Source organism: Hanstruepera flava (assembly GCF_023634025.1).
Lineage (GTDB): Bacteria > Bacteroidota > Bacteroidia > Flavobacteriales > Flavobacteriaceae > Hanstruepera > Hanstruepera flava.
The window spans coordinates 120357-133743 of sequence record NZ_JALJCW010000001.1 but is presented as its reverse complement, the minus strand read 5'-3'; the positions used below and the strand labels follow the sequence as shown (position 1 = coordinate 133743).

General features: G+C 35.5%; 10 protein-coding genes and 1 tRNA gene. 9 read left to right on the top strand and 2 right to left on the bottom strand.

Going from position 1 to position 13387, the window contains the following annotated elements:
* Position 1: 1 nt before the first annotated feature.
* From MTX13_RS00720 to MTX13_RS00685, 8 genes are all read left to right on the top strand, one after another.
* The gene (locus MTX13_RS00720) at positions 2–1474 is read left to right on the top strand and encodes a serine hydrolase (RefSeq protein WP_250432456.1); all 1473 of its coding nucleotides are present in this window, start codon (positions 2–4) and stop codon (positions 1472–1474) included.
* A gap of 73 nt (positions 1475–1547) precedes the next feature.
* Positions 1548–2510 (top strand): NAD(P)-dependent alcohol dehydrogenase, encoded by a 963-nt coding sequence (locus tag MTX13_RS00715; protein ID WP_250432455.1) that lies wholly within the window; start codon positions 1548–1550, stop codon positions 2508–2510.
* A gap of 27 nt (positions 2511–2537) precedes the next feature.
* Complete coding sequence (locus tag MTX13_RS00710; RefSeq protein ID WP_250432454.1) at positions 2538–3395, top strand: alpha/beta fold hydrolase; 858 nt, start codon at positions 2538–2540, stop codon at positions 3393–3395.
* A gap of 287 nt (positions 3396–3682) precedes the next feature.
* Positions 3683–6211 (top strand): DEAD/DEAH box helicase family protein, encoded by a 2529-nt coding sequence (locus MTX13_RS00705; protein ID WP_250432453.1) that lies wholly within the window; start codon positions 3683–3685, stop codon positions 6209–6211.
* Position 6212: 1 nt separating this feature from the next.
* Positions 6213–6599, top strand: a complete 387-nt coding sequence (locus tag MTX13_RS00700; RefSeq protein WP_250432452.1) for a hypothetical protein — start codon at positions 6213–6215, stop codon at positions 6597–6599.
* 8 nt (positions 6600–6607) lie between these two features.
* Positions 6608–8524: an N-6 DNA methylase gene (locus tag MTX13_RS00695; protein ID WP_250432451.1), complete on the top strand. Its 1917-nt coding sequence runs from the start codon at positions 6608–6610 to the stop codon at positions 8522–8524.
* A 546-nt stretch (positions 8525–9070) separates the two neighbouring features.
* On the top strand, positions 9071–10627 hold the full coding sequence (locus MTX13_RS00690; RefSeq protein WP_250432450.1) for a reverse transcriptase domain-containing protein: 1557 nt from the start codon (positions 9071–9073) through the stop codon (positions 10625–10627).
* Positions 10628–10629: 2 nt separating this feature from the next.
* Positions 10630–11283: an Nmad2 family putative nucleotide modification protein gene (locus MTX13_RS00685; RefSeq protein WP_250432449.1), complete on the top strand. Its 654-nt coding sequence runs from the start codon at positions 10630–10632 to the stop codon at positions 11281–11283.
* 25 nt (positions 11284–11308) lie between these two features.
* On the opposite strand, the gene MTX13_RS00680 is transcribed toward MTX13_RS00685, so the two are convergent.
* The gene (locus MTX13_RS00680; protein ID WP_250432448.1) at positions 11309–12055 is read right to left on the bottom strand and encodes a hypothetical protein; all 747 of its coding nucleotides are present in this window, start codon (positions 12053–12055) and stop codon (positions 11309–11311) included.
* Positions 12056–12737: 682 nt separating this feature from the next.
* Positions 12738–12811 (bottom strand) — tRNA-Met (locus MTX13_RS00675).
* A 173-nt stretch (positions 12812–12984) separates the two neighbouring features.
* Here MTX13_RS00675 and MTX13_RS00670 point away from each other — a divergent pair.
* On the top strand, positions 12985–13371 hold the full coding sequence (locus tag MTX13_RS00670; protein ID WP_223033436.1) for an START-like domain-containing protein: 387 nt from the start codon (positions 12985–12987) through the stop codon (positions 13369–13371).
* The last annotated feature ends 16 nt before the right edge of the window (positions 13372–13387 follow it).

The window sequence follows — 13387 nt, the reverse complement described above, 5'->3', positions numbered from 1 at the left end:
AATGAAATCACCTATTAAAATAGTATTTTTTGCTTTTATCACGCTTTCAGTGTTAAATGCTTTTGCTCAAAGCGCCAATAAAGAACTATTCAACAGAGTTGACTCGTATTTGGAGGCAAGCGAAACAAATGGCTTTTCCGGAGTTGTCTTGGTTGCTAAAAAAGGAGAGGTGGTATTATCTAAAGGCTATGGATGGGCAGACAGGGACAATAAAATCCCTAACTCACCAGCAACCGTTTTTAATATTGGTTCTGTAACCAAGCAATTTACGGCGTCGGCTATTTTAAAATTGGTAGAGCAAGGTAAAATGAAAACATCGGATAAAATAAGCTCCTATTTTAATCAGACACCCAGCAATAAAAAGGATATAACCATTCATCAATTACTAACGCATACATCGGGAATATCTAATAGAACAGGCGGTTTTAGATATCATGAAGCTAGCAAGGAACAGTTTCTAAAAGAGTTTTTTGAATCAGAATTACAATCTACACCTGGCACAACATACCAATATGCAAATGCCAACTATATTATGTTAACGGTTATATTGGAGTTGGTTTCAGGACAAACCTATAATACTTTTCTCCAGGAGTATTTATTTGAACCTGCACAGATGACAAGCACAGGGTATAAAAGCATCACCTTTAATACAGAGCTGCTCGCACATGGATACTATTATAATCGAGATGATGAGACATGGACAGATTGGGGGACAACCCAACAGCACTTACCTTATAATGACAATCATTGGTATAGCATAGGCAAAGGTGACATTCACTCTACCATTGAAGATTTATATAAGTGGCATAATGCTTTAATTAACAATGCAGTATTAACCTCCAAAACTAGAGAGATCCAAGAAACGGCCTATGTGGCTGAAAATAATAACATGACATCGTATTATGGTTATGGATGGGCCATATCCAAAAGTGATAGCGACACAAAAATCGTTGCCCATAATGGTAGTAATGGCTTGTACTTTGCAGATTTTGTGAGGTTTATAGACGATGATGTCGTGGTCATATACATCACAAATGCGTTTTTAGGACCTGAATCAGAAAACGTAGCGAGAGAAATTGGTAAAATGGTTTTCGATACCAATTATAAGGCTACTCCCATTCCCAGAAATATTTATGAAATGATTCATGAATTTATGAGAACCAATCCATCATCTGATGCCGGAAAACTACCTGATTTTTTAAATAAAGAACTTAAAACTGAATTTAACGATCATGCGGTGTTAAATAGGTTAGGGTACAGCAGATTGAAAAAAGAAGACCAGCCTGATTGGGCATTAGCACTGTTTAAATTGAATGTGAAATTATTTCCTGACGATGGTAATTTATGGGATTCATTGGGTGAAGCTTACTTAAAATACAACCAAAAAGAAGATGCCATATATAGTTATAAAAAAGCAGTTGAATTGGGTAGTGAAGGATCACAAAGTACATTGAACAAATTGTTGAAAGGCTAAAGAAGTTCCAATTTCCAAACACGAACCTTAATCACACAAACAAGTTGCAACTTTGTTGTAAATAATTACAAGTATGAAAGCAGCAGTATATACCGTTTATGGTTCGCCGGAAGTCATTCAAATACAGGAAGTAGACAAGCCCACGCCAAAACCTAACGAAGTTTTAATAAACATTAAGGCATCATCCATAACTAGGGCCGATACTATGATGCGCCAAGGCAAACCAAAGTTTGGTAGGTTGTTTATGGGACTTTTCAAACCAAAAAATACAGCCTTGGGTACAGGGTTTTCGGGTGTTGTGGAAGAAGTAGGTAATCAGATAACCCAATTCAAAATAGGGGATGCCGTATTTGGTGAAAAGCTATTCAGTAACGGTACCAATGCCGAGTACATCTGTGTAGACCAAGATGGTATTATAGCCTTAAAGCCAGACCTGTTGTCTCATGAACAGGCGGCACCCATTTGTGATGGCTTCTTAACTTCCTATAGTTTTTTAAAAGATATTGCCAAGCTTCAATTTGGTCAGCATATTTTGGTCAATGGGGCTTCAGGGAGTTTGGGAACAGCAGCCATACAATTAGCAAAAGTTTTGGGAGCTACAGTAACAGGTGTATGTAGTGCCAAAAATACGGCATTGGTAAAAGCACTGGGAGCGGATGTGGTTATCGATTATGGAAAAACCGATTTTACTAAAGGGCAAACACGCTACGATGTTGTTTATGATACCGTAGGCACTTCATCATATAAAGCCTGTAAAAATGTTATCAGTGATAACGGAGTATTCGTAACACCGGTATTAAGTTTTGAAACCTTAATATATAGCCTATTTAAGCCTAAAAAAGTAAAGTTTTCAGCAACGGGTATACGTAAACGACCAGACCTGAAAGCTTTACTATCCGAATTACAAATCCTGTTTGAGCAAGAAATCCTGCAAACGCATATAGATAAAACCTATAAGTTGGAGCATCTTGTTGAGGCGCATCAATATCTCGAAACGGGCCGTAAAGTAGGCAATATAGTCATTAGTCAACCATAAAACTCATCAATCAAAAAAACGAACAATATGTTTTTTAAATCACAGGAAGGAAAAGAAAAGATTCTGAAGCTTTACAATCAAAAATTAGAACAACTAGAGGTAGCCTATTCAGTGCAACAGCTGGAAACGTGCTTTGGTAACACCAATATCATCGTGTCGGGCGATAAACAAAACCCACCTTTGCTGCTTATTCATGGTACTGGAGGTTGTGCACCACTCATATTGGAATCGCTTTCCAGTCTCACAACTAAATACTGTGTATACGCCATAGATGTGTTGGCACAGCCTAATAAAAGTGCCGAAACCCGTTTAGATATGAAGTCATTGGATTATGGAAAATGGCTCACCGAAATCATCATCAAGTTACGACTTAAAGCCGTTACCTTGGTAGGCTTTTCATTTGGTGGATTGATTAGCTTAAAAACTTTGGAATTTAACCAAACACCCATCAAGCAGGTGTTTTTAATAGCGCCTGTTTACATCGTTAACGGAAATCCTTTGCTTGGTTTAGTTAAGATGTTCATCCCGTTAAAAAAGTTCATTAAGACCAATAATCCAAAGTATATCAAACGGGTTATGGACGCTCTCTTTTCGGAGTATGATACTTTTGCGCTTCAGTTTATGTCGGCTACGTTTCAGCACTGCAACATGGATTTTTCGCCATTGCCCTTACTATCAAAAAAAGCGGCGCAACAGATACAAACACCCATCACTATTTTTGCGGCCGAAAAGGACTTGATGTTTCCGGGTAAAAAAATGATAAAGCGTGCCAATCGCCTATTTCCTAATTTCTTGCAAACGCAATTGCTTAAAGGGTCTAAACATGTACCTAGTACTGCGGATTTTAAAAGGATAGAGGCGGTTGTTTTAAATGGTGTAACATAAAAGTTATTCTTGTTAATTAGGAGTAAACCGATAGAATAGTTAAGCCCAAACACTAACGTGTTCTTGTCATTCCTGCGTAGGCAGGAATCTATTTAGGTATTAAAGAGATTTATAGAATCTACCTTTGGGAGGCTGTACAATAGTAAAAGCCTATTACTTCTTGCTCAAAAACGCCACACCAAAAAAACACCCAAGGACTTGGCGCATCACTAACTTTTATTATCTTTAAACTCTCCCTAAAAAATAGCGACTCTAATTGAGGCGCTTTATTTATGTTATATTTTTAAATGAATAACGAAGCACATGCAAGAATAAAGATTAATCAGCTGTTGGAAGAAGCTGGATGGAGATTTTTTGACGATGAACATGGACCAGCCAATATCCTACTCGAAAACCATGTTAAAATAACTCAAAATGAAGTAGATGCATGGGGAAATGATTTTGAGAAAACAAAGTCAGGTTCATTAGATTTTTTACTTGTTGACGATAATAATAAACCGAAATGCGTTTTAGAAGCTAAAAAAGAGAGCATACATCCATTAACAGCCAAAGAGCAAGCGAGAAAGTATGCTAAAACGGTCGGTGCACAATTTATAATTCTCTCAAATGGAATTGTACACTTTTTATGGGATTTAGAAAAAGGAAATCCAAAACCAATCTATAAATTTCCTTCTCCATCTGAAATGGATGCGATAAAAGAATGGAATCCTGACAGACAAGAATTAGCAAATGAGAGGGTTGGTGATGATTTTATTGCTGTGGTGCAAATGCCTGATTACGCGCAGAGGCCAGAATGGAAAGGAAATCCAATTGACAGCAAAGACTTTATTTGGAATAACGGCTTACGTTTTTTAAGAAAATATCAGTTAAAAGCAATTCAGAAATTGCAGGAAGCAGTAGCAAATAATAGAGACCGTTTCCTTTTTGAAATGGCAACGGGAACTGGAAAAACATTAACAGCAGCAGGTGTTATCAGGCTCTTCTTACGAACTCAAAATGCACGTAGAGTTCTTTTTCTAGTTGATAGATTGGAATTAGAGGACCAGGCATGGAAAGCATTCACACAATACCTAAAACCAGATTACACTACGTTTATCTATAAGGAACATAAAAGCGATTGGAGAAAAGCAGAGATTGTAGTTACAACAATACAATCGCTAATGCATAATAACAAATACAGATACAGGTTCAAACCAACAGATTTCGATTTATTAGTTTCAGACGAGTCTCATCGCTCCATTTCAGGGAATGCAAGAGCAGTTTTTGAATATTTTCATGGTTATAAATTAGGGTTAACAGCCACACCAAAAGATTATTTAAAGAGTGTAGATATTGATAAGGTCAAAGAGAACGACCCAAGGGAAGTTGAAAGACGAATGTTAAGAGATACCTACACAACATTCGGATGTGAAGGGGGCGAACCAACGTTTCGCTATTCTTTATTGGACGGAGTAAAAGATGGCTATTTAATTAACCCTAAAGTTTTAGATGCTCGAACTGAAATAACAACACAATTGCTTTCAGATGAAGGGTATTCAGTAGCTATTAATACAGAAGAAGGTGAAGAAATAGAAACCTTTGTCTCAAGAGATTTTGAGAAAAAATTCTTTTCTGAAAAAACCAATCGTGTTTTTTGTAAAACATTTTTAGAAAATGCTTTACGCGATCCAATTACAAAAGAAATTGGTAAAACAATTGTGTTTGCCGTAAGTCAGAATCATGCAAGAAAGATTACCGAAATTCTGAATGAATTTGCCGAACAATTATTCCCTAATAAATATAATTCAGACTTTGCGGTGCAAGTAACTTCACAGGTTGCTGATGCCCAACAAATGACAATTAATTTTGCTAACAACAATCTGAATGGAAAATCTGCTTGGTTAGATGGATATAAAACAGGTAAAACCCGTATTTGTGTAACAGTGGGCATGATGACAACAGGTTATGACTGCCCAGACATATTAAACCTCTGTATGATGCGCCCTATTTTTAGCCCGGCTGATTTTGTGCAAATTAAAGGAAGAGGAACGCGTAAGCACACATTCACACATACTTACAAGAACGAGCTAAACGATGAAGAAACCATAAAAGAAGAAAAAGAGGTTTTTAAGCTTTTTGACTTCTTTGCTAACTGTGAGTACTTTGAAGAAAAGTTTGACTATGATGAAAAGTTAAAATTGCCCAAACCAAAAAGTGGTGGTTCAGAAGGCGGCGGAGGTGGTTTGGATTTAGATAAGTATACAAGTTTTAAACCAGACCCAATTTTAACTCTCAACGAAGAGCAAATTGGATATGACGGCATGAGAATTGACCGTGAGCTGTTTAGAAGGTTTGAGAATCGAATTGTTATGGACGACATTATAAAAAAGAATGTAGAACTGGGTAATTGGGAACATGTGGTAAACCATATTCAGGCAGAAATTTTTGATAAACCGGATGAATATTTTAATTTAGAAAAATTGCGTAAAGCGGCAAAAATCGATAGAAAGATATCCATACGTGAAGTAGTAGAAAAAATATTTGGTATCATTCCAAAGTTCAAATCAAAAGATGAGATTCTAGAGGAAGAATTTGACAAATTCATGTCTATTTACCCACCAGAAGAAGATGTAAATGTAAGGGCATTGAAGTATTTTTTCAAAGCTTACATAGTTGACCAGGATATAAGAAAGATTATTGAAGCTAAAGATTTTCAATCTCTACAAACACATCCAACTCTGACCATTTTACAATTTAAGGCAGTGGCTAAAAAATACCGCGAAGTAATACCAGTATATATTAAAGATTATATTAAACTAGAACAATTTGCAGCTTAAAATGTTTAAAATAGACAGTAAAAATTCAATAGATGCTAATACCAAATTAAAGAAAGGTATTTATAAAATTTACTGGATTAGAAATAATGGTAAGCCAAAGCACATTTCAAGAATTCTTGGTACAGATAAAGAAGGGTTACTTTATATTGGTAAAACAGATGGCACTGTCAGAAACAGACTCAATCAATTTCGATGTACCGCTTTTTTAAAAAGCACAAACCATTCAGGAGCCTTAAAGTATAGAACATCTAACGCTTTAAGAGAAGCTATGAATAATTCTGAATTATTTTTCGTTGCCGAGTATTGCATCAACCCTTCTGAAAAAGAAAAAATATTAATTAAAGAATACAGAGACTTATATGGCGAAGTTCCGCCATTAAACGGATAGAATAATAAATGCTAGATACTACTACCAAAAAAAGAATTGATGACTGCCGTGACATATTAGTAGGCAAACTTCCTGACCCAAAGGCACAAATTGAACAGATTACCATAGGCTTAATCTATAAGTTTATGGACGATATGGACAAAGAGGCTATTAACTTGGGAGGCAAAGCCAAGTTCTTTTCAGATTATATCATACCAGACCCAAAAGATGAAGATAAAGAGATTACGGTCCCTTTTTCTAATTACAGTTGGGATAGATTATTTGATACTAAAGTCACAGCATCTGAGATGCTACGTTTATATTCGGAAGCTATTGAGGGCATGGAAAAGAACCCAAACATTCCGCAACTATTTAGAGATATCTTTAATAATGCCTATTTACCATATCGTGACCCTGAAACGCTGAAACTGTTTTTAAAAACCATTGGTGAGTTTGAATACACACATAGTGAAAAACTGGGCGATGCATTTGAGTACTTACTATCAGTAATGGGTTCGCAAGGCGATGCCGGTCAATTCAGAACACCTAGGCATATTATAGACTTTTTGGTAGCTATTGTAGACCCAGGTAAAGATGACACTATAATGGACCCAGCTTGCGGTACAGCTGGTTTTTTAATTTCAGCCTTTAAATACCTGAAAGTAAAGAACAACAACCAGTTCACTCCTGACGAGCAGAAAAAGATTATCAAAAACTTTGTGGGTTACGATATTTCACCTGATATGGTCCGCTTAAGTTTGGTTAATTTGTATTTACACGGATTTTCTGAACCTCACATTTATGAATACGACACCTTAAGCAGTGAAGAACGCTGGAATGAAAACTTTGATGTCATTCTGGCCAATCCACCCTTTATGACACCAAAAGGAGGTATCAGACCACATAAAAAATTTAGTATTCAAGCCAATAAATCAGAAATACTATTTTTAGACTATATTATTGAACATTTATATGGGTCAAAAAAGGCAGGAATTATAATTCCTGAAGGAGTTTTGCATAATAATTACTCTTCGTATAAATCAATTAGAGAAAAACTTATTAAGGAAGATTTGCTTTATGCTGTAGTCGAACTTCCGCATGGCGTTTTTAAGCCCTATGCTAGTGTAAAAACACATATTTTGTTTATTGACCAATTTATTGCTAAACAAAAAAGTGAAATTTTGTTTATTCAGATAAAAAATGATGGGTTCACCCAAACTGGAGCTAGAAAGCCAATTAAGCAAAATGATTTATCTGAAACCAAGTTTCTTTTGGAATCTTTTAAAAGTCATAAAAAGGTATTTAGCGAAAAAGTGAAATTTAATTTAGTAGAGAAAACAGAAATACTTAATGATAAATGTTTGAGTTTAGTTGGCAGAAGATACAGAGCAATACACTATGCAAATAGTTCAAATTATCCAACTCGAAAGTTAGATAAGAAGCTAATTAATGTATTTAAAGGAAAATCTGGTGCTCAAAGTACGGAAGAAGGAGAATATCCTTTTGTTGTAACAGCAGAAAATTTTAAAACGTCAAAGAGTTATTCTTTTAATTGCAAAGCTATATGTGTGCCAATAGTTTCATCAACAGGTCATGGCCATGCTAGTGTGAGACGCTTACATTATATAGAGGGAAAATTTGCATTAGCAAATATTATGTGTGGTATCGAAGTCTTGGATGAAACTATATTATTGCCTAAATATTTATATTTCATTTTATCAGCTATGAAAGAAGAAATTATTGCATCTTTAATGACTGGAACGTCTAATGTTTCTCTTGATAAGGACGATTTATATGATATTGAAATACCTTGCCCAGGTATTAAAATACAACAGGAAATTATAAGGTCTCAATTGAGTATAGAGAGTGAAATAGTTCAAATGAAAAAGAAAATAAAAGCTAATTTGAAAAAGCTTGAAAGTGAAGGAAAGAAAGTATGGAATTAATCTATCTATAAATATTAAGTAGAGTAAAAAGACAAGGAATGCTTTTTATAAAGTAATGCCAAACTGTCATTTTTTTTATTTGGCACGATACTTGTTTTATAAACAATGCTTTAGGATATTAATTTATAATAATTAAAGACCTATTGGTGTATTGTTTAAGTTACTAAATCTAACTGACATATGCAATAAACTTGCCAGAATTGTCAGAGGAGCACCTAGTTGGATGAAACCAACAAGGATTAATATCTGCAAGAAGCAGAATATTAAGTTGTTTAAGAGGTTTAATACTTCCATGATACTAATGTTCAATTTTTCCCCGCGCGCCTAGTGTAGCTAGAGCCAGATACCGTACATTGAGTACGTTAGGTTTTTAAGTAGCATTGCTACCAAGTTGGACCTGGAGTGTGGCAGAGAGAAATCTTTGATCCACCATGGGCTGGAGATAGGGTCAGTGAGGTGAAAACCCTCAATGGATTGGGGAGCTTGTTTATTCAAGGTGCTAGCTAATAGTATATCCATGACCCATGCTCCCATTGAAAATATATTATGGAACAACTTTATACTACAAAAGATTGGGAAGATTATGTTAAGAAAGTTGAAGATGACTTTCAACTAAAGACATACCCACAGTTTGACCCATACTTTGACTTCACATTATATAAAGAGAAATTACACAAGCTAGTTTCAGATTCAACGTTTAAAAGTATTAATAGTTACGACTTCACCCCTTTTCTAAAGGTGCTTGTAAAAACACCTAGATATAAATATCAGGAAGGGGATGGAATTTATGACCTTGAAACTAAAATTCGCCCAATTTTGTTTGCTTCTCATTTTGACACCTACATTTATGGTTTCTATGCTTTTGTTTTAAACCGTAAGTACCAGGAATATATTCATCACATTGGTATAGAGGAAGCAATTATGGCTTACAGAAGTGATTTAGATGGTAAATGTAATATTCAATTTGCTAATGAAACCTTTGATGAGGTTGATGAAATGGTAAAAAAGCATGGAGAATGTTCTGTCATTGCATTAGATATCAAAGGCTATTTTGATCATATAGACCATAAAAAATTAAAAGAGGCTTGGTGTAAAGTTATTGGCGAACCAAAATTGCCTCCAGACCAATACCATGTTTTTCGCTCTTTGACAAAATATGCATATGTGAACTATGTTAGTTTCCTAAAACATTTTAGGGTAAACCTGCGAAAACTTGAAAAAGAACAAAAAAGACAATTAAAAAAAGGAAAGGGCTATCAATCATTGTTGGACTTAATTCCTGATACCATTAATGGTGCAGGGTTTAAAAATAAAATGAACTTATTGAGGAAAAGAAAACTGGTAACTATTAATAGCAATAATGGTGTGTTAAAAACAGCAGGTATTCCCCAGGGTTCGTCAATGAGTGCTGTTTTATCAAATGTATATTTGGTAGATTTTGATAAACAAATAGTTGAAAAGGGTAAAAAGGAAGGTTTTTTATACCGCAGATATTGTGACGACCTTCTTATTATTTGCCGTAAAGAAGAGGTTAACAGACTTAAAGATTATTTAATGAATTTAATAAGTAATGATTACAAGCTTATTATTCAAGACAAAAAAACGGCAGTTGTTGATTTCAAAAGAGACACTTTAGGTAAAATCAGGTCCTTCAAAAGAGAATATAACAAAACTGCTAAAACTTTTGATGAAGTCAATTTAAAAGATGCCAAATACAAAAATCTTCAATACTTAGGTTTTGAATACAGTGGTCAAAAGAAATATATCCGAGCATCAAGTTTATCGAGATATTTTAGAAAACAAAAGGCTAGGGTTGTTAAAACTGTAACCATGGCTTACAGTAAAAACTCAAAATCTGATATAATTTATAAGCAACAAATTTTCAGTAGATATTCACATTTCGGCAAGCGTAATTTCTTAACCTATGCTTACAATGCTTCAAAAAAATATTATTACAATTCAGCCAAAGACAAAAAATTTGGAATGGATTCTCCAAGTATAAGGAGGCAATTAGCTGCACATATGAGAATTTTAAAACAGGAAATCGAAAAAACTAGCGAGCAGAGAGCAAAACAAAAAGGAACAAAAATAATTAAAAAATAATCTTGAAATTATATAGTTATTGTATCCCTATAGATGATGGTTGCGCACCAAATCCTTTTTATGGTATTTGTACACTTAACATATGTAAACCAGTCATTCGGCGCACAGCGAAAGCAGGAGATTGGGTTGTTGGTGTTGGATCAAAAAACGTAAAGGGTAAAGATTTATCTGGTAAACTGGTCTACGCTATGTTAGTCACTAAAAAAATGACTATGCAACAATACCATGTATACTGCAAAAAATATGCGCCTAATAAAATCCCAGACATTAGACATAAACATTATAAAAGGAGAGTAGGAGATTGCATTTACGATTTTGATAAAGATCCTTCTGGTAAATTACTGCCTAGTGTCCATGCTATAGAAAATAAAAATACAGATTTGGGAGGTGTTTTTACACTCTTATCAAATCATTTCTACTACTTTGGAGACAAACCTGTTGATATTCCACAACATCTAAAAGGAATTATAAATCAAGGTAGGGGTCATAAATCTAAGGCCAATGACCATTTAGTTCAAGATTTTGTGTTATGGATTGAATCCCAAGGCTATGTTAAAAACCATTTATATGGAAAGCCACAGATAAAAGTAGAATTTAAACAAGCACCAGACGAAGAATATAATTGTGCTGCAATTAGATGCAAAAGCAAAAAATAAAAATAATAATCAATAGCAAACAAAATCAAACCCTAATAACCAACAACCCAACCCCAATCATACTATCCAATCCATAAACCTCGGTTTCAATAACCTCATAAAAACGTACACCCAATACCACAATCCCAACGTGGCTAGGCACAACAACCTGTTCAGGCTCCAACTCAAAAGAAGTTGTACCAGCATCCACCTCAATAAAATGGGTAGGAGAGACCGCTAGGCTATGCTCCAAACTATCAAAATCAAAATCCAAAACCCCTAGCGTAACCCCCAGATGAGTGGCAGCTTTAGGTGCCTTATAAGCTTTGGGTGCAAAATCATTAATAGTTAAACGTTGTGTGTTCCAGTCAAAAGTAGCTTGCCGCTTTAAGGCATCCAATAGACTGTGTTGGGGAGTAAAGGCAAATTGTCGTAATAAATACCTGCCTTTAGCCGTTTGTAAGCCTTCTGTAACACGTCGCTTACCACGTTCAGACACAGTATCAAGAGCCTTAATACTCGTAAACAAAGTCATCATGCGAGCATGCAATTTGTTATGCCTATAACCATGTAAAAACGGCATCAACGCCAACCTAAATGCTTTTTTTACTTGGCTACAATGCCCAAACTCACTCGCATTCTCCCGTACACGCTGCATATTTGGTTGGGTACGTATAGCCTCACCATTAAAACCACCACCAGCCTTTCGGGCATAGCCAATACCTTTAATCACATAAAAGTTGACATCACCCAATGTCCCTGTTATTTTAAATATGCCCTTTTGCCGTGCCATAGTCAGCCTAAAGTAATAAAAACTAGCCAGTTAATCAAGAGGTATAGCGTATATATAGCGTATTAGCTCCATATTTAATCCATATTAAAGTCGGGTCAACCCCGTGTATACTTCAGGTCAAGGTCGATTCAACCTCACAATTTAAGGATCGTCAGTTCGAGTGACCTGTCTCGAGCGTAGTCGAGAGATCGAGAACCTTCTAGATTTATAGAGCCTTCATTTGTGTATACTGTCATTCCTGCGTAGGCAGGAATCTACTTTAGGCATTAAAGAGATTTACAGAATCTACATTAGTGAAACTGTATACAAGTAAAAATCAAACCAATTCTGGCAACGCCAGAAAACCAACGTTTCTTTGTCATTGCGAGCGAAGTATGAGCGTGGCAATCTCTCTAACGTATAAAGATTCTACGTTTTGCTTGCCTTGAGCTGTCACACTGAACAGAACCTGCCTTGAGCTTGTCGAAAGGTCGAAGTGCAGTCGAAAGGTTTTGCATCAAGGTAAAATGAACAGTAAAAACAACTAATATCCAGATTTACAGAATCTACGTTAGGAAATCTGTACAATAGTAAAAACCCAAACACTTACGTGTTTGCCTTTTTTATATACACGCACGTTGAAGCAATCTTCAGTGCTATGCATAAAAAAACCCAGTACATATGTACTGGGCTTTTACTGCTGTAGCGAGATCGAGATTTGAACTCGAGACCTCCGGGTTATGAATCCGACGCTCTAACCAACTGAGCTACCTCGCCATTTTCCTGTGAAAACAGGAATCTCTCAAAATACGGCTCTTACCGTTTTTAAGGCTGCAAATATAACAACAAATTTATTGCATACAAATAAAAAAACACAGAAAATATTTATAAAAAATAGTTTTAAAACTTATTAATTAATGTATATATTGAGCGCACAAATACAAGTTACTATGGATGACAAAATAAAATTTGAAATGGAGTTTCCTATTCATGCTTCACCTCAATTATTATATCAATATATCTCAACACCTTCCGGATTATCAGAATGGTTTGCCGAAAACGTGAACTCCCGTGGCGAGTTGTTTAAGTTTATTTGGGACGGCTCTGAAGAGCAGGCCAAACTGGTAAGCAAAAAAAGTGGCGAGCGTATTAAGTTTAAGTGGTTGGCCGATGAGGACGAGCCGTATTATTTTGAAATCCGTATTCAGGTTGATGAGATTACCAAAGACGTTTCTATAATTGTGGTCGACTTTGCCGAGGAAGATGAAATGGAAGAGGCCAAAATGTTGTGGGAGAACCAAATGTCCGATTTAAAGCAAGTATTGGGTTCAACCTAATAGCCAATACAATATA